Below are 25527 nucleotides of genomic sequence, written 5' to 3'. Positions count from 1 at the left end.
CTCACCAGCCGAATCCGGCGCCGTCGTTGCGGACTACCCGATCAGCCCGCTCCGCAGCGGCGGCAATTCGCTGCGCATTGGGTTGATCGACGTTGGCAACCCATTCCCGTGCTTGCGCAGGCGTTTTGCCGAACTCAACGTGCCGGGACACCAGCCGTTCGAGCCGGACGCGATCGTCTCCAGCGACGTACCAAACCTCATCCAACTGCGCGCGAGCGGCGACCCAACGACCCTCCTGCAACAACAGGTAGTTGCCCTCGGTCACGACCAGCCGCGCTTCGGCCGGGACCACCATGTCCGCGGCGATCGGCTGCTCCAGCGCCCGGTCGAACCCGGGCACGAAGACCGGACCGGTCGCCGTACGCACTCGGCCAAGGGTCGCGGCGTAGCCGTCGGCATCAAAGGTGTCCGGCGCCCCCTTGCGGTCCAGAAAACCGAGGCGCGCCAACTGTCGATCACCGATGTGAAACCCATCCATGGGCAGATGCGCTGCCCACCCCGGGCCGCGCAGGTCACATAGCCGCTGCACGAGAAGTTGAGCGAACGTCGTCTTCCCCGCACCCGGCGTCCCAGCCACTCCGAGGACCACGCGGCGGTCACCGACCAGGTCGGTGACCGCCGCGAGAATCTCGTCGGCGACCGTCAGCGACGTGTCGCCAGAGGAAGTCATCGGGTGTACGCCGCGTGCATCCCCTGGCGCATATAGCCCAGTGCGTGCCGCGCCAGATCGTCTCCGTCGTCCCACAAGTTGCGCCAGATCGCCAAGTCGTTGGAAAGACCGCTTGCGAGAACAGCAGACGAGAACGACTCGAAGGTCAGTGTCCCGGAATACCCGATCCGGGCGAGGGCGCCGAAGAAGCTGGTGAAGTCCAGGTGCCCGGATCCCATGTAACCACGGTGGTTTTCGCCGATGTGGACGTAGCCCAGTCGATCAGCAGCGTCGAGCACGGGCGTCACGAAATCGGACTCCTCGATGTTCATGTGATAGGTGTCGAGATGGATTACGACATTGTCAGACCCGATGTCGTCGGCAAGTCGGAGGGCGTCGCGGGTCGTGTTGACCACATTGGTCTCGTATCGGTTGCAGATTTCCAGACCAAGGGTCACCCCGGTCTGTTCCGCCTCCTTCGACAGGTCCTGCAGGACACTGACGACGTTCTCCCGGCCCTTGCGGGACAGCGGCGCTGGCGCCTTACCGAAGGCGCTGTAGAGGGCGCCAGTCAGCAGTTCGCCACCGATCGCCGCGGTGAGCTCCAAGGAGTCCGCCAACAGTTGAGCACCGCGTGACACGACCGCTGGGTCTTCGCTCGACACGTCGGCGTCGAGGGCGAGCCCACGTGAGCAAGTGACTCGTAGCCCATTGCTCTGCAGTGCTTTCCGCGCATGATCAACATCCATGTTGACCGAGTCATGCAGGGAGAACTCGACCAGGTCGTATCCAGCGGCGGCCGTTTGCTCGGCGATCGCTGTCACGTCGTCCGGCGTCGTCCCACCCCGCCATACGAGGGCGTGAACACCGAAGCTGTTGGTCGCGACACTCATGTCAGATCTCCTTGTAGTTTCTCCGCCGGCAGGTCACCGGGTCGTGCGCCCGTCACCAACCCGACAATCTCGTCGCCGTCGATTTCGGCTGTGCGTCTCCCAGCGACACATCGGCCAGCGCGCATGACCCAGACCGCATCACTGAGCCGCAACACCTGATCGAAGTTGTGGCTGATCAGGATGATTGCGTGCCCTTCGTCCCGCAGGCGTTGGATGAGCTCCTCGACGCGCGCGGTCTCTTGCACCCCCAGGGCCGCAGTGGGCTCATCCATGATGATCAGCTTGGAGGTGAAACCCGCTGCACGGCAGATAGATACAGCCTGACGCTGACCGCCGGACAGGCGGCGGACCCTCGATGCAACCGGCGGTACGTTCACCGCCAAGGAACTGACCATGGTTGCTGCCTCACGCTTCATGGCCCGTCGGTCAAGGAATTTGACCGGCCCGAATCCACGCATCAACTCCCGGTTCAGGAAGAGGTTCTGCCAGACGGTGAGGTCTTCGACCAGCGCCAGGTTCTGGTGGACCGTTTCGATGCCCTCCTCGCGCGCGTCCTCAGGGCTGCGGAAGTTGACAGGTGCTCCGTCGAACTCGATGACGCCCGAGTCCGGACGGTGCACCCCGCTGATGCAGCGCACGAGGGTTGACTTGCCGGCACCGTTGTCTCCGACGATGGCAGTCACCTCACCCCGCCGAGCGTGCATCGTGACGGTCTTCAGGGCACGTACCTGGCCGAACGAAAGGGCAACATCCTCGACCCGAAGCAGCGCGTCGGATGGGGCTTGGAACATCAGCGGAGCCGTCTCCGCAGTCGCGTTACTCATTTCTGGAACCTCGTCAGGAATGCGGCGAGCACCACGACGATGCCGACCGCGAGTGGCTGGTAGAACTGCGAAACACCAAGCAGGGTCAAACCATTGACCAGGGCGGTCAGCAGGAGAGCACCGATGACCGGACCGGCAATCGTTGCGCGGCCACCGAACAGGCTGACCCCACCGAGGACCACCGCTGCAACGGAGTTGAGCAGGAAGGATGTGTTCGCTGCCGGCTCAGCGGCGCCCACTCGTGCGACGAGCAGGATCGCCCCAACTCCGGCGAGTAGCCCACTGATGGCATAGACCGCGGTCTTGATTCGCTTGGTGTTGATGCCTGAGGCGTTGGCCGCCTCGCTATTGCCACCGGTGGCGAGCACGTAGGTGCCGAACCGGGTGTGGAAGAGGACTACGTGGGCGACCACCGCGATCGCCAGGGCGATCAGGAAGCTGTACCCGAAGATGCCGACGGTCCCGGTGGATAGTCGGAGCAACGGCTCGCTGATGATGGTCACCGGTTTACCGTTCGCGATCACCAGAGCGAGCCCGGACGCGGCCGACAAGGTACCCAGCGTCACGATGAAGTCCGTGATCTTTCCACGGGAGATCAAGGTGCCGTTGAGAATGCCGACGAACGCCCCTGCGCAAATGGCCAGCAGGATCGCTGCGACAAGACCCCAACCGTGAACGAATGCGAACCCGAAAACGACCGCGGCAAGCGTCATCGTCGAGGCGATCGACAGGTCGATACCGGCGGTGGCGATCACGAACGTCTGCCCAACGGACAGCACGATCAGGATCGCGGAGGCGACCAGCATCGCTTGGATGTTGGTGCTGCTCAGGAAGGTCGAATTCAGCGACTGGAAGACGATGACAAGGACGACGAGACCGATGAGCGCAGCCCAGTCGGCCCACCGACCGGGATCACGCAACGCTTCGGAGACCCGCGTTCCGAGGGAAGGTCCACCCAGCGCCAACTCGGCACCGGCTCGGTCGGTGGGCAACGACGGCTGCTGCATGACTGCCTTCTCAGGGTGGAGGGTCGATGGGGATGAAGTCATTGCGTGCTCACTTCAACAGGTCAGCGATCGGGTCCGCGTAGGACTCGGCTGGCTTGGGCGCGGACGACAGAGCTTTGTCCACATTGGCTGAGGTGACGACCTGCACGGGTGCGGTCACCTTGGTCGGCAGAGTCTTTCCCTCGTGGGCCGCCTTGCAGGCTTCAGCGCCCATCTGCCCGATCACGAAGGGGTACTGCGCAACGACAGCGGAGATGTCGCCCGACTTCACGCCCTCAAGGCCGTCCTTGATGCCGTCGACGGAGATGACCTTGATCTGACCCTTCTTGTTCGCATTGGCGATGGCCTTCGCGACGCCCAGCCCCATGTCGTCGTTGGCCACGAAGAAGGCCTTGAGGTTGGGCTGTGCCGTGATGAGATCGGTCGCCTTGGTCAAGGCGGTCTGGCGGTCCCAGTCGGCGGCAACGGTCTGAACGACGTTGATGTTCGCGGGGATCCCCTTCTTGAACCCATCAAGGCGCGCCGCCGACGTGACGTCGCCGCTGGTGCCGCCGATGAGGGCGACATCCCCGCCGGAGGGCAACAACTTGGCCATCTCCGCACCACCCATTTCGCCGGCCGCCGTGTTATCGGTTCCGATGTACGTCGCGATGTTCGCCCCGGCTGCCTTGGCCGCAGCTGCATCGATCGGGCTGTCGATGTTGATCAACGGCACCTTCTTGGTCGACAACTGTGCCAACCCCTGCACCAGGTTCGTGCCAGTGATGGGGTTGATGATGAAGCAGTTGTAGTCCTGGCCGGCCATGCTGCTGAGCTTGTCTGCCTGTCCGGTGGTGTCACTGATGGACGCAGCCGCCTGCACGCTCACCGACGCGTTCTCGGTCTTGCTGCCCTCTTGGATCCCCGACTCCATGGCCTGGAAGAACGGGTTGTCCAGCCCCTTGATGACCGCGCCGATCTTGAGCGAGTCCGTCGCCGACCCACCGCCGGAGGAGCCGGTGCTGCTGGTGCTGCCACAAGCGGCGACCGTCAAGAGCGCGACGGTGCTGCCCGCGGCGAGAACGGACCGGCCAAGCAACGTGTGATTCATGGGTGCCTCTTCGCTGAGCGGAGCCGGCCCTATGCCGGTCTCGATGTGACACCGATTACAGTCCTATTTATGACTGATGTCAAGCAAAATTACGTCTAGCATCATGCAGAAATTTGTGAAAGCGTGTCCCCGTAGTTCGGACCATGGACTTTGGGAGGGTGAACTCGTGGCTGATCAAAGCCCTGTGACGAGCGGACTGCCGGACGCCGGAGGGAGCAGCACGCCGCCACGATCTGCCGCATCAGCTCGCGTGATCGACATGGGCTCCGCAGGTCACGTGTTGGCGTTGATCAGGCACTTCGGCAGCCTTACCCGCGCCGACATCCTGCGCAGTACGGGCCTGGCCCGCTCCACGGTGACGTCCCGGATCGATGCCCTCGAGGGCGCCGGCCTGATCACCACCAAGGAAGCTGTTGCGCACGGCCGCGGCCGACCAGCAGAGCGGTTTTCGTTCAACCGAGCTGGTGGCGTGTTCCTCATCGCCCATGCTGGCGCTACCGGCGTACAGGTAGCTGCCACCGACCTTGAGGGCACCGAGTTATGGCGCGAACACGTCAATGCGGCGGTCACCGAACTGAGTCCCACCCAATGGTTGAGCCAGGTCTCCCGGCGCTTTACCGCTGCTCTACAGGCCACGGGCCACAACGCCTCCGCGGTGCGTGGGATCGGGCTCGCCCTGCCCGGACCCGTCGATTTCGAGGCGCGCACCCTGGTGCGCCCGCCGATCATGTCCGGATGGGACAGCTACCCACTGGCGGACTGGTTCGCTGATGCATACGAGGCGCCCGTCGTGGTGGAGAACGACGTCAACGCGATGGCCCTGGGCGAGCAACGGGTGAGATTCCGACAGGACCAGGCTCTGGTCATGGTCAAGTTGGCTACCGGCGTCGGGGCTGGGATCGTCATCGGCGGCGAGATCTACCGGGGCGCGGACGGTGCCGCAGGCGACATCGGTCATATTCAGCTGGCCGATAGTGGCGAAGACCCGCCACTGTGTCGTTGCGGGAACTTCGGATGCATCGAGGCGTACGCCGGGGGGTGGGCACTCATCCGCGACCTGCGTGCCGCCGGACGCCAGATCGATACCGTCGCAGAGGCAGTGTCGCTGATCCATTCCGGCGACCAGGAGGCAATGCGGCTGTCACGACGGGCCGGACGCATCCTGGGGGTGGCGCTTTCGGATGTCGTGAGCCTGCTCAACCCCGGTCGATTGGTCATCGGCGGCGAGCTTGCAGATGCCGCGTCGCACCTGTTCGCGGGAATCAGGGAACAGATCTACGCGCGGTCCTTGCCGCTGGCGACGCGCCAACTGGACATCGTCCCCTCCACTCTCGGCCCGAGCGCTGGGCTCAGCGGTCTGGCCGCGGCGATCGCCGACCAGGTGTTCGCGCCGAGCCGGATAGACGCCCGTCTCGGCGATCACTGAGCGGCAGCCACCCCAGGACGACGCGAATAACGACTGCGTCACGTTCATCCTTTCGCCATATGGATGTGGCATGGATTCGTCAGGTGGCCTATCTACGATGAGCGCGGAGGTCCGGTATGCGGTTGAGAGGCACAGGGGCGGCGTCGGCCGTGCTCGTTGCGCTGCTCGGATGCTCCGCCGTGACGGCGTGCGGGTCTTCCGATGAACCCAAGGCCTCCACGAAGGCGACCAACTCCTGCACACCGCTGCCGAAACCGACCGCAGCCATCGCCGCGAACACCATCCCCGTTCGCGTCTTCAATGCCAGCGACACCGGCGGCCTGGCCCAGGACATCGCGATCGAGCTGCGGGCCCGCCAGTTCCGGGTGCTGAGCGCGGGCAACTACACCGGGGACGCGACGCCTGCGCCGTACGCCATGATCATCTACGGATCGGTCGGCAAGCAGGTGGCACTCACGCTCGCCCAGCAGGTCAAGAATCCACAACTGGTCGAGGACAACCGGGTGGATCCGTCGGTGGATCTGGTCCTCGGGGCGAAGTTCGCGCTGATCCCCGTTCCCCCGCCGCCCGCCGCCAAGGTTCAGTTGAACGTCTACAACACGACGGCCGTCACAGGACTGGCCAGCGACGTCGCGAACCAACTCAAGGCGCGCGGATTCAAAGTGCTCGACACCGGCAACGACCCGGCCGGTCGCTTCTGGCCGACGGACACAGCCGTCATCCTCTACGGCAAGGAGGGCGAGCCCTACGCCCGCCGAGTTGCTTTGCAGATCAAGGGATCACGGATGGTGGAGGACGACCGTTCAGGAACCGTCGTCGACCTTGACCTAGCCGCCAAATGGACCGGTCTGGTGCCGGTTGCCCAAGCAACCCCGGCCCCCAGCCCGAGCAACTCCTCCTGCTGAGCGGACTACTTCCGCAACAACGTCCCGAAGATGGTCCGCGACAGTTCGCGGCCGATGACGGTGCCCGCGGAACGCATCGCTGACTTCATCGGCGCGGAGTTCAACACCTGGTCCAGCGCCGACGGCTCCGGTTTCGGCTCCTTCTTGGGCGCCGGCTGTCGGGGCGCCGCCGGCTGCGCCGGGGCGGTGGGGGTCACGGACTGATCCGGAACCGGGGCAGCTTGACCTCCAGCGGCCGCGCGCCCCGACAGGATCTCGTACGCCGATTCCCGGTCTACCGCGTCGCGGTACTTGGGTGCCAGCTGGGAGGCCGAGACGACTGCATCGATGGTGCTGTCCGGTGAGGGCGCCATCAACGACTGCGGCGCGATCATCCGGGTCCACGCGACCGGGGTCGGCGCACCCTTCTCCGACAACACGGTCACGACGGCCTCACCGGTGCCCAGCTCGGTCAGCAGCTTCCCCAGGTCGTAATCGCTGTGCGGGAACGTGCTGACGGTCGCCTTGAGCGCCTTCGCATCGTCCGGAGTGAAGGCACGCATCGCGTGTTGCACCCGACTACCCAACTGCGCCAACACATTTGCCGGAACATCCTTGGGCACCTGCGTCACGAAGAAAATGCCGACACCCTTGGACCGGATCAGCTTCACAGTCTGCTCGATCGAGGCGAGGAACGCCTTGGACGCGTCGTTGAAGAGCAGGTGCGCTTCGTCGAAGAAGAACACCAGTTTCGGCTTGTCGACGTCACCCACCTCGGGCAGTTCCTGGAACAGATCGGCCAGCAGCCACATCAGGAAGGTCGAGAAGAGCGCCGGTTTGTCGCCAACCGCTGGCAACTCCAGCACGTTGATGAGCCCACGCCCGTCCGGCGACAGCCTCAGCAGGTCCGCGGTCTGGAACTGCGGCTCACCGAAGAACACGTCGGCGCCCTGGTCGGTGAAGGCGATCAGATTGCGCAGGATCACCCCGGCCGTCGCCGACGACAGACCACCGAGCCCCTTGAGTTCCGCCTTGCCCTCATCTGACAGCAGGTACTGGATCACCGCCGTCAGGTCCTTGATGTCCAGCAGCAGCCAGCCCTTGCTGTCCGCGAAGTGGAAAATGAGCCCGAGGCTTGACTCCTGAGTCGCGTTGAGCCCCAAAACCTTTGACAGCAACGTCGGCCCGAAGTCGCTGACCGTAGCCCGCATCGGGATGCCCTTGCCCTGACCGCCGAGGGAGAAGAATTCGGTCGGGTACGCCGTGGGCGTCCATTTCTGCCCGAGCGCAGCGGTGCGAGCCAAAATCTTCTCGTTCGACTCGCCGGGGCTGGCGACGCCCGAAACGTCCCCTTTGATGTCGGCGATGAAGGTGGGTACGCCGTGCAGGGACAACTGCTCGGCCATCACCTGAAGCGTCTTGGTCTTGCCGGTGCCCGTCGCACCGGCCACCAGACCGTGCCGGTTCAGTGTGGACAGCGGAATCCGCACGATGGCCTCGGGATAGATCGTCCCGTCGAACAGGGCCGGACCGAGCCCGAGGGCCGCTCCATCAGTCTTGTAGCCAGCAGCGACGGTAGCGATCCACTCCGGCTGCTGCGTGGGCGTCTCCGGCGCGCTGGTTGCCTCGGCCGCGGCAGGTGCGTCCGACGTCGCCGCAGGAGCAGCTGGAGCCTCGGGCGAAGCGGCCGTCTCTGCAGCCTCCGGCTGAGCGGCCGGCTGTGCAACCTCCGGCTGAGCGGCTGGTTCTGCAGCGTCCGGGCCCGTGTCAGGAGTTGAATCGTTGGTCACGCTGACGAGACTAGCGATCGCGTCTGCGTGTCACCCCGGACAACGCCGGGTGAGGTTCGTACAATCTGGCAGTGATCTTCAAGGCTGTCGGGGAGGGCCGCCCCTACCCACCGCACGACCTCGTGACCCCGCGGGACTGGCGGGACATCACGCCTCGCATGGTCCGCCTCGATGAGTTGATCACCACCAAGCGAACCCTTGACCTCGGCGCGCTGCTGTCCGAGGACTCCACCTTCTACGGCGACATCTTCGCCCACGTCGTGCAGTGGAACGGTGACCTCTACCTCGAAGACGGACTGCACCGGGCGCTGCGGGCGGCGCTGCACCAGCGACCCGTGCTGCACGCCCGGGTGCTCGTCCTCTGACGCCGGGGATCGTTGATGCCCGCCAACCGACCGACCACGGGTCTGGAGCGCGCTCGCCGACGCCGCGAGCGCCGTACGCTCATTGCCATCGTCGGTGCCCTGATCCTGGTGGGCGTTGCGGTGACGTACGCCGCGGCGTACGTCACGGGGCTGGCCCCCGGTAGTAAGCCGCCGGCCCCGCCGGCCAGTTGTGTGCGGACAACCCCGCCCCCCGCGCCGCAGTCGCTCTTCACGCTGAACGTCTACAACGCCTCGAAGGATCAGGGTGTGGCGAAGCGGACCGCCGCAGCACTGCGCTCCCGGGACTTCACGGTGGGTGCGGTGAGTAATGACCCGTACGGCGAGCAGCTCGACGGCGTGGGTGAGTTGCGATTCGGGGCTGCGGGCGCGGCGTACGCCAAGCAGTACGTGTTGCCGCTCTTCCCCGGGGCGACGCTGCAGCAGGACGGACGCACGGGCACCTCGGTGGACGTGGTGTTGGGTGGCGACGCGCCGTCGGTCAGCGAAGGTACGCCGACCCCCACCCAGACCTTGCCGGCCGACTGCGCACAGTACGAGTAGGCGAGTCCAACTCGGGCCCGAGAGCACCAGGACACTCGACCCACGTTTTGGGCGGCACGGCGCCGGTCGGGTACCCTCGTCGGCGGTGGCGTGTCCGAGCGGCCTAAGGAGAACGCCTCGAAAGCGTTTGTGGGTGAAAGTCCACCGAGGGTTCAAATCCCTCCGCCACCGCCAAACGAAGTAGGCAGGCTCCCAAGCGAAGCGAGGGTGCCTGCCTACTTCGTTTTATTGGAGTCGGGGATTTGGGAGGAGGGAGCGCAGCGACCGACGGTTCCCTCCGCCACCGCAGCATCACCAGCGGCCCCGACTGTCGTCGAACAATCGACGAAACCGCCACGAATCGCTGCGTCCCCGCGACGGAGCACCTCGATATGTGACGAGATCGCCACGAGTGCGACATGGTCGCTTGAGACGGCCTTCCGGATCCGGCTACGCGCTGACTGACTCAGCCCGCCTGGGGCTGGCCGGTGCGTGCAGCCTGGACCCGCGCCGTACGTTCCCGGCGCATGCGCTCCCGCGGATCGCGGTGCAACGGCATCTGCGCCGGACCACCCCAGGCGAGCAACGTGTACTGCAAGCGCCAGACGAACCGATAGCCCAACGACAACCCGGCCTTGTCGGTCGGGATCGGTGTCGGTCGCGCCTCGCTCATGGGTAGGAGTTTACACCAATTGTTGGTGCACCAACTATCGCTAGACTCATCGCGTGACCGACGACCCGCTCGCCCTGGAGAACCAGGTCTGTTACGGCTTGGCCCTCGCTGCCCGCGGCATCATCGGTGCCTATCGCCCGGTGCTGGAGCCGCTCGGTCTGACCCATCCGCAGTACCTGGTGATGCTCGCGCTGTGGGAGCACCATCCGCAGTCCAACCGGCAGCTCAGCGATGCCCTGCGACTGGATCCGGGCACGATCACTCCGCTGATCAAACGGCTGGAGCGGGAGGGGTACGTGACCCGGCAGCGCCAACCGGGCAACGAGCGCACCTTGGACATCGACCTCACCGAGCGCGGAATCGCCCTGCGAGAGCGAGCAATACACGTCCCCAGCATCATGATTCGGCGCCTCGGCCTTCAGCAGGCGGAGCTGCCCGCCCTCGCCGAAACCCTCCACGGCCTGATCGCGGCCGCCGATGACCCGCTGCCCCTCACCGACGACGAGCAGGCCGCGCTCACTCCACCTCGCTGATCGGGGCGGCAATGTCCTCCAACGACTTCTGCGCCGCATCCACCGACAAGAAGAGCGCCAGGATCCCGCCGACCACCATCAAGGCCGCGCCCAGGTAGTAACCGGGGGCGATACCCGTGATGTCCTTGGCCGCCGACGCGTTGTCGATCAGTTTGCCGAAGAGCAGCGGACCGCTGATGCCGCCGGCCGCCGTACCGATCGCATAGAAGAACGCGATGCACAGCGCCCGCGTCTCCATCGGGAAGATCTCCGACGCCGTCAAGTACGCCGAGCTGGCACCCGCCGAGGCTACGAAGAAGGCGACCATGCCGAAGATCGTCAGCGTGACTGCGGTGAGATTGCCGAGCAGGAGACCGGCGATCGCCAGGATGACGCCCGAGACGATGTACGTCGCGGAGATCATGATCTTGCGCCCCACCTTGTCGAAGAGTGGACCGAGGATCAATGCGCCGGCGAAGTTACTGATCGCGAACGCCGCCAGGTACCAACCGGTTTGACCGACTCCGAGGAAGGTTTGGAGCGTGTCGCCGAAGGTGAAGAAGAACGCGTTGTAGAGGAACGCCTGACCGATGAACATGCCCAGGCACAAGATGGTGCGGCGGGGGTACTCGGTGAAGACGGTCCGAGCGATGGTCGTCAGCCCGATGGTGTGCCGCTGCCGGATTTTGAGCGTCTTGTCGACGTCCGGCAACGACACGTGATCCTCGTGCTCGACCCGCTTCTCGATCCCGCCGACGATCTCCTCGGCCTCGTCCTCGCGACCGTGGATGAACAACCAGCGTGGCGACTCGGGCACGTTGCGCCGCACGAAGAGCACCCCGACCCCGAGGATCGCGCCGAGTGCGAAGCAGAACCGCCAGCCGAATTCCGGGTTCACCAACTGCGGGTCCAGCAATGGGATCGTCAGAAGCGAACCAGCCGCCGCCCCAAGCCAATACGACCCGTTGATGGTGATGTCGATCCGTCCCCGGAAGGCCGCCGGGATGAGTTCGTCGATCGCGGAGTTCACCGCGGCGTACTCCCCTCCGATACCCAACCCGGTGATGAAGCGGCAGGCGAAGTACCACGCCGGGTTCATCGACGCAGCGGTGAGCACGGTGCCCACCAGGTAGACCAGGAGCGTGATGATGAACAGCTTCTTGCGGCCGAACCGGTCGGTGAGCTGACCGAAGAAGAGCGCGCCGATGCACGATCCGGCGACGTACACCGCACCGGCCAGACCGATCTGCGAACTGCTCAGCCCGAGCCCGTGCGTCGAGTCCTTGAGGACGTCGGACAGGTTGCCGACGATGGTGACTTCGAGCCCGTCGAGCACCCATACGGTGCCCAATCCGATGACGATGATCCAATGCCATCGGGCCCACGGCAGCCGGTCCAATCGAGCCGGTATGTCCGTGGTGATCGTGCCGAGTTCCTGGTCCCCCTGCGTTTGTGCCATTGCCCCCTTCTACTCCTGCCAGGGGTAGCTGGCACCACCCGTCAGTGGCGACCCTGGAAATCAGCCAAGCGCGGCGAGATCAGCCTTCAGCTCAGCCATGTTGAAGCCTTCCGGCGAATGACCCTGCCGTAGATACTCTTTCGAGACGTAGGCGTAGCTCTCGTCGTTGTACTCCTGCAGGAACGCATCGGTCATCGGCTGCTCCCGACCCCAGGTCACGATGATGAAGCGACCGTTGCGTCGTGCCACGGCCGGGATGTAGTGACCACCTTCGATCCGCGACCCGGGCACGACGTCCCAGGGCTGGTGGTCACGGAACTGTTGCATCGCCGACTCCGGGAAACGCACGCCCACCCCGATCGCACCGAACAGGTAGATCGCGAGCAGGTGCTCCTGCACGTCCCCTGGTGTCAACGCCAGGTACGCCGCGATCTTGTGCCGGTGGCCGCTGGCGTCCACGAGACCGGTGTGTCGGCGGTACGACGCCGCCACCGCCATGTCCGTGCCGCGGTCAGTGTCCGGCTGCCCCGGGACGTACCCGGTGATCGCTGAGTAGTTGTTGATCGCGGCGTCAGTGCTCACTGCGACCTCCTGGGATCCGTTCTTGGTCCAGAGCATCGTCTCGTGCAGGCCACCGGCGATGACGCAGTCCCCTACCCGGTCGTTGCCCAACATCTGCCACGGCGCCACGCCCGTGTCGTGGCCGAAATGAGCCGGTGGGGTCGGCAGGCGCCGGGGTTCGAGGTACTTCGACAGTTTGAAGCTGACGGCGTCAGGACGCGCCGGAAGTTTGCCGAGTTTGAAGTCGCCGACGGCGGCGGATGTGGTGCTCATGGTGACCTCCTTGGATGGGACCTGCATCTATGACGAGATCCGTTGCGCGAGAGGAATACACGAGCGCCGAGATCTCAGCGAACTCCCAGGATCAGGCCAGCGCCGACCGCGCTGCACCGGCCACCAACTCGGTCACGGTGTCCAGCAGCGTCGAGGCAACCTTCCAGCGTTGCCAGTGCAACGGGACGTCGAGGGTGCGACCGGGCGTCAGGTCCACCAACGCACCCTCCGCCAGCAACGACGAGCAGAAGATCTCCGGGATCATGCCCCAGCCAAGTCCCAGCAGGACCGCCGTGCGGTGCTCCGTCGTCGACGGGATGTAGTGCCGTGGAGCACCCAGAGCATTGCCGGTACTAGTACGGAAGTAGTTGTGCTGCAGGTCATCTGACCGATCGAAGGTCACGATCGGGGCGCCCTGCGCGAGGTGCGGGCGCCCGGAGAGCCAATCATCGACGTACGCCGGGCTGGCCACTGCGCGGTACCGCATCACTCCCAGCCGGGTACTTCGGCAGCCGACCACGGGGCGACGATCGGCGGTCACGGCGGCCATCACGCGCCCCGCCCGCAGCATCGCTGCCTTGGATTGCTCATCCTCACGATGCAGCTCGAGCGTGATCGCGTGCTCGCGAGTTACCCGGTCGAACGCGGGAAGGAACCAGGTCGCCAGTGAATCCGCGTTGACCGAGATGCTCACGACGCGAATCCCGACGGACGCGGCGTCCAGATCGCCCTCGAGGTCATCGTGAAGCACCTGCACCTGGCGTGCGTAGCGCAGCAAGCGTTCGCCTGCGGCGGTCGCTCGAGCCGGCAGGGCCCGCTCGACCAACGTCTGCCCCAGGGCGTTCTCCAGACCACGAATACGTTGAGATACCGCCGACGGCGTGACGTTGAGTACCCGCGCCGCCGCATCGAAACTTCCGTGATCGACCACGGCGACGAAGGTCTGCACCTGGACGGCATCGGGGGTCATGAAGCGATTCTAATGTTTCTGAAGAATCATTCGCTGGACTTCATTACGGGCAGCGCCCACGCTGGAGCGGTGAGTTCCTATCTGATCGGGCTGGTGACCGGCCTCAGCCTCATCGTGGCGATCGGCGCGCAGAACGCCTACGTCTGCGCCTCGGGCTCAGCCAGCCCGCTCGCATTGTGGTGCCGGCGGTCATCCTCTGTATCGCGTCGGACGCCGCGCTCATCGTCGCCGGGGTCGCCGGACTCGGCGCACTGACGGCCCGCGCGCCCTGGCTGCTCACGGTGCTGCAGTGGCTCGGGGTCACCTGGCTGATCGGCTACGCAGTGCTGTCCGCCCGGCGGTGCCTACACGGCGTACGCGCACCGGCCAGCCTGGAGGCGACGGCGGTCGCCCCCGCCGCACTGCGCACGGTGCTGCTGACCACCGCCGCGTTCACCTGGCTGAACCCGCACGTCTACCTCGACACGATGTTGCTGATCGGATCGCTGGCCAACGCCCACCCGGGCGGCCGCTGGTGGGTCGCCGCCGGCGCGATCACCGCCAGCGCGGTGTGGTTCGCGGCACTGGGCGGCGGCGCTCGGTTGCTGCGCCCGCTCTTCCGTCGCCCGTTCACCTGGCCGGTGATCGACGGCACCATCGCGGCCACCATGGGCGTCTTGGCGCTGAAACTCGCCTTCCACTGAAGGCGTTACGGAAGGATGCCGAGGGACCGGGCGCGAGCGACGGCAGCGGTCCGCGACGTCACATCGAGCTTCGAAAAGACATGCACCAGATGGGATTTGACCGTCGCCTCGGAGATGAACAGCGCCGCGGCGATCTCGCCGTTTGACGCACCGTCGGCCACCTTGCCCAGGACGTCGATCTCCCTGGCCGACAAGCTCACCGCCGGCGACCGTAGCCGCGACAGCAACCGCGCCGCGACCGCCGGGGCAAGTGCGCTCTCACCACTGGCCGCCGCCCGGATCGCCGCGAGCAACTCCTGCGGCGGCGCATCCTTGAGCAGGTAGCCACTCGCGCCCGCCTCAACGGCACCGAGAATGTCCCCGTCGGTGTCGTAGTTGGTCAGCACCAGCACGTACGGCGCCGCCTCCTGTGCTCGGATCTGCCGGGTCGCGTCGGCGCCAGTGGCTTCTTCGCCGAACCGCAGATCCATCAACACCAGCTCCGGGGACAACTGCTGCGCCAGGAACACCGCTTCCTGCGGCGTGCCCGCCTCACCGACGACCTCCAGGTCTGGTTCGCCCGCCAGCATCGCGCGCAAGCCAGTACGCACCACCGGATGGTCGTCGGCGATCAGGATCCGAATCATGCTGCGGCCCGTGGAATCCGCGCCGTCACCGTGGTCCCCCGGCCCGGAGCCGAGGTGACGTTGAGCGTGCCACCCCACTGGTCGACCCGCTCCTGGATCGCGTGCAGCCCAAAGGAGTCGCTGCTTCCTGCCTTGCGAGCAGCCGGGTCGAATCCGGTTCCGTCGTCGCTGATCTCGAGCGCGAGTTCCTGCTCGCTCAGCCCGAGGCGGACGCGAGCGTGGGCCGCGCCCGCGTGCTGGACGACGTTGGCCATCGCGCCCTGGACGATGCGCAGGACGGTCGTCTGCAGATCCATCGGCAGGTCGACGATCTCCGGCGCATCAACCGTGACGGACACACCGGGCGTCGACTCGGCGATGCGGCGCAACGCACTGGGCAGGCCATCGTCGAGGGCCTGCGGGGTCAGTTCGCGGACGATACCGCGGGTCTCGGCGAGCGCCGTACCCGCGGTTTCCCTTGCGGTGCGGATGTATTCGGCTCCTGGATGGTCGGGGTCCACTCGCTCCGCGGCGTGCAGGAGCATCCCGATACTCGACAGGTCTTGCGCGACCGTGTCGTGGATCTCGCGAGCCAGCCGCGCACGCTCGGCCAGCATGCCCTGCTCGCGCTCGCTGGCGGCCAACTGGTTCTGCGCCGCAACCAACTCGGCCAGCAGCCGTTCGCGGTCGACGGCTTCGCGTTGCAGGGCCTGGTAGCCCAGGCCGATGAGCAGAGCGACACCGGCTCCGATGACCGGTCCGATGACTCCCCCGGGTGTAAATCCTGAATGCCAGCCGATACCCAGCACAGCAGCGGCGGTGGCAACCAGCACCGCGAGCGGCGCTGCGATACCAGGCAACAGATGCAGATAGAGGAAAAACATCGGGAAGGCGAGGTAGGCAGCTTCCGGCACCAGGACGAGCTGGCCGAGCCAGCACACCGTCAAGGCGGCAAGCCAGCAATAGGTCAGCGCCGCGCTACGCAGCCTGGCCACCTGCGCACCCGCGAGATAGATCAGCGCGAAGAGCAGCCACAGCCCCATCGCCAGCGCCGGGTGGCCCGGCGGCTGCGCCACGATTCGCACCACGACCACCGCCAACAGCGCGGCGGTCAGGACGTGCAGGCCGAACCGCAAACCGGTGAAGACCGGAGTGAGCTGGTGATCTGCCATCGTCCTCAGCCTAGGCGCGTTCCATCGGGACGCCATCCATCGAAAGTTCGATTCCACAACCCAACCGAAGAGCGATGTTCGCGGACGCAAGAACCGACACTCTTGGAGGGTGGCTGGTGGACCGTCCGGCAGCCTGAAGGGATCACCTCATGTTTGTCGCGTGGCGCGAACTTCGTTTCGCACGCGGACGTTTCGTCCTCATCGGGTCGGTGGTGGCACTGATCACCGTGCTCGTCGGCTTCCTGACCGGACTGACCGGCGGCCTGGCCGCCCAGAACGTCTCGGCTCTGTTGGGTCTGCCGGGTGACCGGATCGTGTTGCAGGAACAACCCTCGGGTACGGCGACCTTCAGTGAGTCGGCCATCTCACCGTCCGTCCAGGAGCAGTGGCGCTCCGCTGCTGGCGTGCACGCGGTGACACCGATCGGCATCGCGCAGACCCGCGCGACCCACGGATCGACGGGGGCCGGGGTGGCGATTTTCAGCGTCCCGGCGGGTGCCCCGGCCAGCACCGTGACGGACCTCGCGCCAACGAAGGACGACGAGATCGGGCTGTCTGCGGGCGCCGCCGATGCTCTCCACGCGAGAACCGGGGACACCATCTCGCTGGGTGGATCGACCTACCGGGTCAGTCGGATCGGCGGCGATGCCTGGTACAGCCACACCCCGGTGATCGCGATGACTCCTGACGCCTGGGGGTCGCTGGACAAGAAGACTGGTGGTGACGGGCTGGCGACTCTGCTTGCCGTGCAAGGAGATCCGGACTGGACGGCCGTGGCCACGAGCACTCACACCGTCGCGCAACCACCGCTGTCCGCGTTGCCGCACCTGGAGACGTTCCGCTCGGAGATCGGCTCGCTGGCCCTGATGGTGGCGATGCTCTTCGGTATCTCCGCACTGGTCGTCGGCGCCTTCTTCACGGTGTGGACCATGCAGCGCGCCAGCGACGTTGCGGTGCTCAAAGCACTGGGCGCGAGCACCAACACCCTGATGCGGGACGCACTCGGCCAGGCACTCGTCGTACTGGCCGCAGGGGTCGGTGCCGGGCTACTCGTGGTGGTCGGGCTCGGACTCCTGGTCAGCGGCAAGCTGCCGTTCATGGTCAACGTCTTCACCACCCTGGTGCCGGCCCTCGCGATGGTGGTCCTCGGCCTCGCCGGCGCCGCCGTCGCACTGCGCACCATCACCAAAGCCGACCCCCTCACTGCGTTGGGAAGTAACCGATGATCACCCTCGACGACGTCACTCTCACCTTCCCCGACGGTGACCAGCGGATCACCGCGGTCGACCACGTCAGCCTGCGCGGAGACGCCGGGGTGGTCACCGGGATCACCGGCCCGTCGGGCTCGGGTAAGTCCAGTCTGCTGGCCGTCGCCGCCACCCTCATCCGGCCGGACTCCGGGCGGGTCCTCATCGGCGACACCGACGTGACGTCCTTGACCCGCTCCCAGGCGACCACCGTGCGCCGCCACCGCATCGGCATCGTCTTCCAACAGTCCAACCTGCTGCCGTCGTTGACCGCGCGGGAGCAGTTGGAGGTGATGGGCGAACTGGGTCATCGCCCCAGCCACCAGCAGCGCAAACTGCTCGCCGAGCGCGCCGACGAGTTGCTGGACAGCGTCGGCCTGGCCGAGCACGCCGGCAAGCGACCGGCGCAACTGTCCGGCGGTCAGCGGCAGCGGGTCGCGATCGCCCGGGCGCTCGTCAATCAACCTGAAGTGCTGCTGGTCGACGAACCCACCAGTGCGCTCGACCAGGAACGGGGCGCCGCCGTCATGACGCTGATCCAGCAACTCACGCACGAGCGCGACACCGCGACCTTGCTGGTCACCCACGACCTCCAGCATCGGGCGGCCCTGGACCGGCTCGTCACCGTCGTCGACGGACGGATCATCGACCACCCGTGACTGCGGGCCCGCCGCCCGAGATCACATCGCGAGACCGGCGTCCCACATAACGGTCGATTTGGCGTACCATCCGGTGCGTGTCACAGATAGATAGTCTTTCAAATAACACCGCGCAGAATCGCCAGGACCGCAGCGCGCTCATCGCCGTCACGATCTTCCCGCTGCTGGTGCTCGCCGCGGGCGCCGCCGGCTATCTCTTCCCGGACACCTTCACCCCGTTCACCCCGCAGGTGCCGTACCTGCTGGGGATCGTGATGCTCTGCATGGGGGTCACGCTCACCCCGCCGGACTTCGCGCGGATCGCCAAACGGCCGTGGGTGGTGCTGCTCGGCCTGGTGGCGCACTACGTGATCATGCCGCTCGCCGGCTGGGCGATCGCGCACGCCCTCGGCCTGAATCCGGCGCTCGCGGTCGGCGTCATCCTGGTCGGCTGCGCCCCGAGCGGCACGGCCTCGAACGTGATGACGTACCTCGCGAAGGGTGACGTCGCCCTGTCGGTCTCCGTGGCCACCTTGTCGACCCTGGTCGCCCCGGTCTTGACCCCGCTGCTCACCCTGTGGCTGGCCGGCTCCTACCTGCACGTGGCGGCCGGGTCGATGTTCCTCGACATCGTCAAGACCGTGCTGATCCCGGTGATCCTCGGCGTCGTGATCCGTCTGGTGGCCGGGCGGTGGGTCGATCGCATTGCGGGCGTCTTCCCCTGGGTCTCGGTCGCGGCGATCTCACTGATCGTCGCGATCGTGATGGGCCACAGCGCCGCCGCCTTCCGGACCTCCGGACTGCTGGTGTTCGTGGCCGTCGTCCTGCACAACGGTTTCGGACTCTTCCTGGGCTACCTGTCCGGCAAAGCGGCCCGGCTCGACCACCGCGCCCGCCGGGCGCTGGCCTTCGAGGTCGGCATGCAGAACTCCGGCCTGGCCGCGTCGCTGGCCGCCGGGCACTTCGCCTCGATGCCGGCGGCGGCGCTCCCGCCGGCCATCTTCTCGGTGTGGCACAACGTCTCCGGTGCCGTCACCGCGGCCTTCTTCCGACGGCGCCCGCTGCCGGAGGCTGAACTCGCGGCCACCGAGCCCGACCGCGTCGGTGCCACCCAGGCGGGCTGAGTTCAGCTCGAGATCCCCGCTGCCTCCGGGGCCCGCAACCCGGGGACTCAGTCGCGCGAATGCACGGCGTCGCCGCCGATCCAGACCTTCGCCACGTCGTACGCCGTGCCGAGGACGAACATCTTGGCCAGCGCATCGCTGGGGTCGGCTGCGTTCTTCAGGCACACGTCGAGCGTGGATCCCGTTGCCGGCTGGACAAGTACGGCGTCGAAGGACTTTCCGACGGACAGGTCACCGACCGTCTCGGCCAGGTCGAGCGCCTGTGCTCCCGCTGCGGTGGCCAGGTAGAGCAGGTGAGCGGGCGTCAGCTGTACGCCCTTGTCGCCCAGGAGTTGCTGCACGAAGTAGGCCTGCAGCCCCTCTTTGAACAGACTGAACCCGGTGCCACCCCCGACGTCGCTGCCCAGCGCCACTCGCACACCGGCGTCGAGGTGCTCACGCAACGGGAAGAAGCCGCTGCCGAGAGAAGCGTTGCTGGTCGGGCAGTGCGATACCGATGCAGAGGCGGACGCAAGTGCAGCCAGCTCCGCCGGCTTCGGGTGCACGTTGTGCGCCAGAATCGTCCGCCGGCCGAGTAGTCCGTATTGGTCGTAGCAGTCGACGTAGTCCCGGGAGTCCGGGAACAACGCTGCCACCTCTGCGATCTCCCGGTTGTTCTCGTTGACGTGCGAGGTGACGAACAGATCCGGGGTGTCCTTCACCAGTTGCTGGCAGGACTCCAGCATCGGACCCGACGCCGAGAGCGCGAACCGTGGTGTGACGGCGTACCGCAACCGACCGCGGCCGTGCCAGGTGTCGATCAGGGCCCGGCTCTCCTCGTAGGCCCGCGTCGGGCTGGTCAGCAGATCCGAGCGCAGGATCCGATCGCTGACGACCAGACCCGCGGTGGCCCGCATACCGACGCGCGCTGCCTCGCCGAAGAACGCGTCCATCGCCGTGGCGAAGTGTGCCCCGAACACCATGGCCGAGGTCGTACCCGCGGCCAGCACCCCGGACAGGAACTCCCGGGCGATCTGCTCGGCGTACGCCCGGTCGGCCAGGCGCGCCTCCTCGGGCAACGCGCAGCGCTCCAACCAGTCCAACAGGGGCATACCCAGGCCACCGATGACGTGCACCTGTGGGAAGTGGACATGCGTGTCGACCAGTCCGGGGATGAGCACACCGTCGCGCAGGTCGACCACCTGGGCATCGGGTGCGTCGATCCGGACAGCGGCGAATTCGCCACGGGCGGTGATGATTCCGTTGTCCACCAACAGTCCGACGTCATCACCGGAGCGCAGCGAACCTCCGGCGAACGGGTCATCCGGCGTGTCCAGCACGCGGGCCCGGAAGATCACGCTCACGCCGGCACCACCGCGAACTGGGACGCCAACTGCGCAGCCACACTCAGCGCGATCACCGCGGGCTCCTTGCCGGTGATCGACGGCAGCCCGATCGGGCAACTGATGGCGGCCACCGCCTGCGGTGAATGCCCCTCAGCCAGAAGCCTTTTCTCGAAGCGCCGCCACTTGGACCGCGATCCGATGAGGCCGACGCTGCCCAGATGACCACAGCGCAGGGCGGCATCGCACAGCGCCATGTCTTCGGCGTGGTCGTGCGTGATGATCAACACGTGAGTTCCCCGCGGGATCTGCCCGAGGACGAGTTCCGGCACCGGCGCGTGATGCACGGTGAGTGTGCCGACCGGATCCTCCAGACAGGTCAACCGATCGGCAGCGAGTTCTCCTGCCCGTGAGTCGATCAGATGCAGGTCGAGATCGTGCCGCACCAGGATCCGGGAAAGCTCCAGCCCCACGTGGCCGGCGCCGAAGATCGCAATCGCCGGCACCGGCAGGATCGGCTCCAGCAGCAACGTGACCTCCCCGCCGCAGCACTGGGTGCCGTGCTCGACCGGGGCGTGCTCGTTGAGGGCGAATTCCAAAGCCGTCGGCGCGGACTCACCGGAGGCAATCAACTCCCGTGCCTTCTCGATGGCCGACTGCTCGAGATTGCCGCCACCCACACTGCCGCTCTCCCGCGTCGCCGTCACGAGCATCTTGGCCCCCGCGTCGCGGGGGACGTGCCCGCGTGAGGCCGTCACCGTCACCAGGACGGCAGGCTCTCGTCGGGCCCGCGCGGCAGCGACGTCCGAGACCCAACTCACGGCCGACTACCCGCTGGCTGGGGCTGCTCTGCCGCAGCTACTCGTTCGGATTCCGGGCGCATCGGGTGACCACCCGGAATCCGTTCGGGCTCAACGGCAGCCGAGTCGCGGCGTACGTTGCCGTCGGCTTCACCTGACCGCGCCGCTTCCAGAGCCCAGTAGACAGCCTCGGGAGTGGCCGGCAACGCAAGATCCACGCTCGCGCCCGCCGGCCCGAAGGCAGCGGCCGCCTGTCGCAACGCCTCCCGGACGGCGAAAGCCAGCATCAGCGGCGGTTCACCCACCGCTTTGGACCCGTAGACAGCGCCTTCCTCGTGCGCCTGCTCGAGCAGTGACACGTGGAACTCCTGCGGCATCTCCGAGAAGCTCGGCAGCTTGTAGGTACTCGCCGCCTGCGTCGCCAGACGCCCGCGGCGCGGGCCATCCGACTCGTCCCAGACCAACTCCTCCAGGGTCATCCAACCGGCGCCCTGCACGAAACCGCCCTCGATCTGGCCGATGTCGACCAACGGCGAGAGGCTGTCGCCGACGTCGTGCACGATGTCGACCCGACGCGTTTGGTAGGCACCGGTGAAACCGTCCACCTCCACCTCGCAGACGGCGACGCCGTTGGCGAAGTACTTGAACGGCGATCCGGTCATCGTCGAGGAGTCCCAGTGCAGACCCTCGGTGCGGTAGTAGCCCGCCGCCGAGAGCTGAACCCGTTGGAAATAGGCGCGTTTGGTCAGCTCGGCCCACGGCAATGGCTCCGCGGTGCTGCCGATCGCGCTGACGACTCCGTGGTCGAAGCGCACGTCCGCGGGGTTGACGCCGAAGTGCTGGGCCGCCACCGGACGGAGTCGCTCGATGATCTGCTCACAGGCGTTCTTGACCGCACCTCCGTTGAGGTCCGCGCCCGAACTGGCCGCGGTGGCCGAGGTGTTCGGCACCTTGTCGGTCCGGGTCGGTGCCAGGCGAACCGTGGACAACGGTACCCCCAGAGCCGTGGCGGCGACCTGCAGCATCTTCGTGTGCAGTCCCTGACCCATCTCGGTGCCGCCGTGGTTGATCAGCACCGAGCCGTCTTTGTAGACCAGGACGAGCGCGCCGCCCTGGTTGAACGCGGTCAGGTTGAAGGAGATGCCGAACTTCACCGGAGTCGCCGCGATGGCTCGCTTCGTGTGATCGTGCGCGGCATTGAACTTCTCGATCTCCTGCTGGCGCTCGGCGAATCCGGCCTGGTTGCAGGCCTGTTGCCAGGCCCGGCCGAGCCGGTCCCACTGAGTGACTTCCTGCCCGTACGGCGTGGTCTGCCCTGGCCCGTAGAGGTTGCGTGCGCGCAGCGCGGCCGGGTCGATCCCTAGCAGCGGTGCGCACCGACCCAGGATGTCTTCGATCACCAGCATCCCCTGCGGCCCACCGAAGCCACGGAACGCGGTCTGCGAGGTCTTGTTCGTGCGGGCGATCCGGCCGTCGACACAGACGTTGGGAATCCAGTAGGCGTTCTCGATGTGGCACACCGCCCGAGCCAGCACCGGCTCGGACAGGTCAAGGCTCCATCCGGCATCGGAGGTGATCGTGGCCTCGAGAGCCAGGAGGTGACCGTCGTCGTCGAAGCCGACCTTCCACTCGGAGTGGAATCCGTGCCGCTTGCCGGACATCGTCATGTCCAGAGTTCGGTTGAGCCGCAGCCGGACTGGCCGCCCGGTCAGGATCGAGCCCAGGGCAGCGATCGCCGCGAATCCGTGCGGTTGCATTTCCTTGCCGCCGAACCCGCCACCCATCCGCAGACACTGCACCGTGACCTCGTGCGAGGCCAGACCGAGCACGTGCGCGACGATCTCCTGGGTCTCACTGGGGTGCTGGGTGCTGGACTGGATGAAGATCTGACCGTTCTCGTCCACCTGGGCGAGCGCGGCATGGGTCTCCAGGTAGAAGTGCTCCTGGCCCTTGAACTCGAACTCACCGCTGAAAACGTGCGCGGCCTCGGCGAATCCGGCTGTGACGTCGCCCCGCTCCATGTGCGGTCGCGCGCCTTGGAAGCTCTCCGCAGCGATCGCCTCGGTGACGGTCATGATCGCCGGTAGCGGCTCGTAGTCGACTTCGACCTTGCCGGCGGCCACCCGGGCCGCGTCCAGCGTGTCCGCGAGAACCCAGCAGATGGCGTGCCCGTGGAACATCACTTCACTGGGGAAGAGCGGCTCGTCGTGCTTGACACCTGCATCGTTCACGCCGGGTACGTCGTCGGCCGTGAGGACCCGTACGACGCCCGGCACTGCGAGCGCCTCGTCCAGTCGCACGGCTGTCACCCGGGCGTGCGCGTGGGTGGACTGTACCGGCCAGGCGTGCAGCACATCCTTGGTCCGGATGACCAGGTCGTCGGTGTAGAGGGCCTTCCCCGTCACGTGCAGACTCGCTGCTTCGTGCGGAATTGACTCTCCCACAATGGGATTGGTCGGCCGCTGGGACAACGAACTCATGCCGAGACCTCCTGCACGGACGTGGTTTCCACGTAGAACTTGTGCAACGCAGTACGCAGCATCGCCGTGCGGTAGGCGCTGCTCGCGCGGTGGTCGCTCATCGGCGTACCTGCATCAGCCAACGCGGCAGCTGCTTCCCGCACGGTCCCGGCCGTCCACGGACGGCCCTCCAGCACGGCTTCCGCAGCGGTTGCTCGCAACGGTGTTGCCGCGACACCACCTAGCCCGATCCGGGCCCTGCTGACCACTCCGTCGCTCAGGTCGATCGCCAGCCCGACGGCGACACTCGAGATGTCGTCGAACCGGCGCTTGGCGATCTTGTGGAAGGCGGTGTGTGCGGCCAGTGGCTTGGGAATGACGACCGCCTTGATGATCTCGGCCTTCTCCCGCACGGACTGGCGGTAGCCGGTGAAGTACTCAGCCAGCGGCACGCTGCGCTCGCCGTCGGGTCCGGCCAGGAGCAGCGATGCCTCCAACGCGAGCAGTGCGGGCGGGCTGTCCCCGATCGGGGAGCCGGTGCCGAGGTTGCCCCCGAAGGTGCCACCGTTGCGGATCAGTCGGGAGGCGAACTGCGGGAACAGCTTGTCCAGCAACGGGATCCGGCCCGCCAGCCGCCGCTCGATCTCGGAGAGCGTCAACGCAGCGCCGATGGTGAAGCCGGTCTCATCCTCGGTCAGGTCACGCAGTTCCGCGAGTCGGTCGATCGCGACGAGCGTTGTCGCCCGGGACATCATCAGGTTGGCGGCGACCCCCCAGTCGGTGGACCCGGCCACCAACTGCGCCTGGTCGTCGGAGGCAAGAAGGTCGATCGCCTCGGCCAGCGATTGCGGTCGCACATACCGGGCACCGGCAACCGTCACGTCGGTGTGCGCCGGCGCAGGGGCGGGTTGCGAGTGCTGCTGCACGAGTTCGTCGGTGTCCTCGGGAATGCCCAGGGCGTACGCCGCGTCGCGGATCGGGCGATAGCCGGTGCAGCGACACAGGTTGCCACTGAGGGCGTGCAGGTCGAAGCCGTTCGGGCCGCACTCATGCGCACCGTGCTCATCGGCTTCACTACCGGCATCGGATGCCGGGACACGGTCCTTGCGGTAGTACTCCGCGGCCATGCTGCACACGAAACCCGGGGTGCAGTAGCCACACTGCGATCCACCGCGGACCGCCATCTCCTGCTGGACCGGGTGCAGGTCACCGGGTTCGCCGAGGCCCTCGGCCGTGATGACCGTCTGCTCTTCGAGGGACAGCGCCGGGATCAGGCACGCGTTGATCGCGGTCCAGGTGGTGCTGCCATCGGCGTCCGGACGAGCCACCAGCACCGAGCAGGCGCCGCACTCCCCTTCGGCGCAGCCCTCCTTGGCGCCGGTCAAGCCCTGGTCGCGCAACCAATCCAGCGCGTTGGTGTGGGCGGTCACCTCATCCAGTGAGGCGGTGCTCCCGTTGACCGTGGCTCGCATCGCGGCCTCCTTCGAATCTCGCGTCCGTCCCCGCCGCGCTGCGGATCCACTTCCTAGGGGACCACAGCAGCCGGGGACATGGTTGGTCT

At 66.6% G+C, this 25527-nt stretch carries 25 protein-coding genes and 1 tRNA gene; 10 read left to right on the top strand and 16 right to left on the bottom strand.

The genetic code is table 11. The features are described from left to right. Position 1: 1 nt before the first annotated feature. From DR843_RS17995 to DR843_RS17975, 5 genes are read right to left on the bottom strand one after another with little or no spacing between them, the layout of a single operon-like run. A complete protein-coding gene (locus DR843_RS17995; RefSeq protein WP_109688062.1) occupies positions 2–670 on the bottom strand; it encodes a nucleoside/nucleotide kinase family protein in 669 nt (222 codons plus the stop codon). Beyond that, positions 667–1542 carry a sugar phosphate isomerase/epimerase family protein gene (locus DR843_RS17990; RefSeq protein ID WP_109688061.1) on the bottom strand — a complete coding sequence of 292 codons (876 nt, stop codon included), beginning with the start codon at positions 1540–1542 and terminating at the stop codon, positions 667–669. The genes DR843_RS17995 and DR843_RS17990 overlap by 4 nt, the downstream gene beginning before the upstream one ends. Beyond that, entirely contained in the window at positions 1539–2366 is an 828-nt protein-coding gene (locus tag DR843_RS17985) for an ATP-binding cassette domain-containing protein (RefSeq protein ID WP_245934188.1), read from the bottom strand. The genes DR843_RS17990 and DR843_RS17985 overlap by 4 nt, the downstream gene beginning before the upstream one ends. Beyond that, on the bottom strand, positions 2363–3415 hold the full coding sequence (locus DR843_RS17980; protein ID WP_211310281.1) for an ABC transporter permease: 1053 nt from the start codon (positions 3413–3415) through the stop codon (positions 2363–2365). The genes DR843_RS17985 and DR843_RS17980 overlap by 4 nt, the downstream gene beginning before the upstream one ends. 7 nt (positions 3416–3422) lie before the next feature. Then, positions 3423–4463: a substrate-binding domain-containing protein gene (locus tag DR843_RS17975; protein WP_109688057.1), complete on the bottom strand. Its 1041-nt coding sequence runs from the start codon at positions 4461–4463 to the stop codon at positions 3423–3425. Positions 4464–4629: 166 nt separating this feature from the next. Between DR843_RS17975 and DR843_RS17970 the strand changes: the two genes are divergently transcribed. Beyond that, complete coding sequence (locus DR843_RS17970; RefSeq protein WP_170119920.1) at positions 4630–5889, top strand: ROK family transcriptional regulator; 1260 nt, start codon at positions 4630–4632, stop codon at positions 5887–5889. Positions 5890–6005: 116 nt separating this feature from the next. Beyond that, a complete protein-coding gene (locus DR843_RS17965; RefSeq protein WP_109688054.1) occupies positions 6006–6794 on the top strand; it encodes a LytR C-terminal domain-containing protein in 789 nt (262 codons plus the stop codon). Between the two features lie 5 nt (positions 6795–6799). On the opposite strand, the gene DR843_RS17960 is transcribed toward DR843_RS17965, so the two are convergent. Next, positions 6800–8563, bottom strand: coding sequence for a helicase HerA-like domain-containing protein (locus DR843_RS17960; protein WP_172461506.1), 1764 nt, complete (start codon positions 8561–8563; stop codon positions 6800–6802). A 71-nt stretch (positions 8564–8634) separates the two neighbouring features. Here DR843_RS17960 and DR843_RS17955 point away from each other — a divergent pair, with 71 nt between their 5' ends. The 3 genes from DR843_RS17955 (at position 8635) to DR843_RS17945 (ending at position 9663) form a co-directional block, all read left to right on the top strand. After that, positions 8635–8928, top strand: a complete 294-nt coding sequence (locus DR843_RS17955) for a type II toxin-antitoxin system VapB family antitoxin (RefSeq protein ID WP_109688050.1) — start codon at positions 8635–8637, stop codon at positions 8926–8928. A 15-nt stretch (positions 8929–8943) separates the two neighbouring features. Then, positions 8944–9489 carry a LytR C-terminal domain-containing protein gene (locus DR843_RS17950; RefSeq protein ID WP_109688048.1) on the top strand — a complete coding sequence of 182 codons (546 nt, stop codon included), beginning with the start codon at positions 8944–8946 and terminating at the stop codon, positions 9487–9489. Positions 9490–9573: 84 nt separating this feature from the next. Next, a tRNA-Ser gene (locus DR843_RS17945) sits at positions 9574–9663 on the top strand. Between the two features lie 271 nt (positions 9664–9934). Here DR843_RS17945 and DR843_RS17940 read toward each other — a convergent pair. Continuing rightward, the gene (locus DR843_RS17940; RefSeq protein ID WP_109688046.1) at positions 9935–10141 is read right to left on the bottom strand and encodes a hypothetical protein; all 207 of its coding nucleotides are present in this window, start codon (positions 10139–10141) and stop codon (positions 9935–9937) included. Between the two features lie 53 nt (positions 10142–10194). Between DR843_RS17940 and DR843_RS17935 the strand changes: the two genes are divergently transcribed. Next, a complete protein-coding gene (locus DR843_RS17935) occupies positions 10195–10674 on the top strand; it encodes a MarR family winged helix-turn-helix transcriptional regulator (RefSeq protein WP_109688044.1) in 480 nt (159 codons plus the stop codon). On the opposite strand, the gene DR843_RS17930 is transcribed toward DR843_RS17935, so the two are convergent. The 3 genes from DR843_RS17930 to DR843_RS17920 all read right to left on the bottom strand — a co-directional run bounded on the left by DR843_RS17930 (position 10658) and on the right by DR843_RS17920 (position 13916). Continuing rightward, positions 10658–12112, bottom strand: coding sequence for an MFS transporter (locus DR843_RS17930; RefSeq protein WP_109688042.1), 1455 nt, complete (start codon positions 12110–12112; stop codon positions 10658–10660). The two genes, DR843_RS17935 and DR843_RS17930, sit on opposite strands and share 17 nt — an antisense overlap. Before the next feature lie 60 nt (positions 12113–12172). Further along, positions 12173–12946 (bottom strand): hypothetical protein, encoded by a 774-nt coding sequence (locus DR843_RS17925; RefSeq protein ID WP_146202624.1) that lies wholly within the window; start codon positions 12944–12946, stop codon positions 12173–12175. A 91-nt stretch (positions 12947–13037) separates the two neighbouring features. Next, on the bottom strand, positions 13038–13916 hold the full coding sequence (locus DR843_RS17920) for a LysR family transcriptional regulator ArgP (protein WP_109688039.1): 879 nt from the start codon (positions 13914–13916) through the stop codon (positions 13038–13040). Positions 13917–14092: 176 nt separating this feature from the next. Between DR843_RS17920 and DR843_RS17915 the strand changes: the two genes are divergently transcribed. Then, positions 14093–14599 carry a LysE/ArgO family amino acid transporter gene (locus DR843_RS17915; RefSeq protein WP_245934187.1) on the top strand — a complete coding sequence of 169 codons (507 nt, stop codon included), beginning with the start codon at positions 14093–14095 and terminating at the stop codon, positions 14597–14599. A 5-nt stretch (positions 14600–14604) separates the two neighbouring features. On the opposite strand, the gene DR843_RS17910 is transcribed toward DR843_RS17915, so the two are convergent. Next, on the bottom strand, positions 14605–15225 hold the full coding sequence (locus tag DR843_RS17910) for a response regulator (RefSeq protein ID WP_109688036.1): 621 nt from the start codon (positions 15223–15225) through the stop codon (positions 14605–14607). Further along, a complete protein-coding gene (locus DR843_RS17905) occupies positions 15222–16376 on the bottom strand; it encodes a sensor histidine kinase (protein ID WP_109688034.1) in 1155 nt (384 codons plus the stop codon). Before DR843_RS17905 ends, DR843_RS17910 begins: the two co-directional genes overlap by 4 nt. Before the next feature lie 149 nt (positions 16377–16525). On the opposite strand from DR843_RS17905, the gene DR843_RS17900 reads away from it, so the two are divergent. From DR843_RS17900 to DR843_RS17890, 3 genes are all read left to right on the top strand, one after another. Then, on the top strand, positions 16526–17602 hold the full coding sequence (locus tag DR843_RS17900; RefSeq protein WP_109688032.1) for an FtsX-like permease family protein: 1077 nt from the start codon (positions 16526–16528) through the stop codon (positions 17600–17602). Continuing rightward, positions 17599–18282, top strand: a complete 684-nt coding sequence (locus tag DR843_RS17895) for an ABC transporter ATP-binding protein (protein ID WP_109688030.1) — start codon at positions 17599–17601, stop codon at positions 18280–18282. Before DR843_RS17900 ends, DR843_RS17895 begins: the two co-directional genes overlap by 4 nt. A gap of 77 nt (positions 18283–18359) precedes the next feature. Next, positions 18360–19385 (top strand): bile acid:sodium symporter family protein, encoded by a 1026-nt coding sequence (locus DR843_RS17890; RefSeq protein WP_245934186.1) that lies wholly within the window; start codon positions 18360–18362, stop codon positions 19383–19385. A 47-nt stretch (positions 19386–19432) separates the two neighbouring features. On the opposite strand, the gene guaD is transcribed toward DR843_RS17890, so the two are convergent. Genes guaD through DR843_RS17870 form a run of 4 tightly spaced genes read right to left on the bottom strand, consistent with a single transcriptional unit; the run spans position 19433 to position 25438 of the window. Beyond that, positions 19433–20728, bottom strand: a complete 1296-nt coding sequence (gene guaD, locus DR843_RS17885) for a guanine deaminase (protein WP_245934185.1) — start codon at positions 20726–20728, stop codon at positions 19433–19435. Further along, entirely contained in the window at positions 20725–21528 is an 804-nt protein-coding gene (gene xdhC / locus DR843_RS17880) for a xanthine dehydrogenase accessory protein XdhC (protein WP_109688026.1), read from the bottom strand. Before xdhC ends, guaD begins: the two co-directional genes overlap by 4 nt. Then, a complete protein-coding gene (gene xdhB, locus DR843_RS17875; protein ID WP_109688024.1) occupies positions 21525–23987 on the bottom strand; it encodes a xanthine dehydrogenase molybdopterin binding subunit in 2463 nt (820 codons plus the stop codon). The genes xdhC and xdhB overlap by 4 nt, the downstream gene beginning before the upstream one ends. After that, positions 23984–25438, bottom strand: coding sequence for a xanthine dehydrogenase small subunit (locus DR843_RS17870; protein WP_109688022.1), 1455 nt, complete (start codon positions 25436–25438; stop codon positions 23984–23986). The genes xdhB and DR843_RS17870 overlap by 4 nt, the downstream gene beginning before the upstream one ends. Between the last annotated feature and the right edge of the window lie 89 nt (positions 25439–25527).

It is taken from the genome of Branchiibius hedensis (assembly GCF_900108585.1).
Classification (GTDB): domain Bacteria; phylum Actinomycetota; class Actinomycetes; order Actinomycetales; family Dermatophilaceae; genus Branchiibius; species Branchiibius hedensis.
This window is presented reverse-complemented; position numbering and strand designations above follow the sequence as displayed.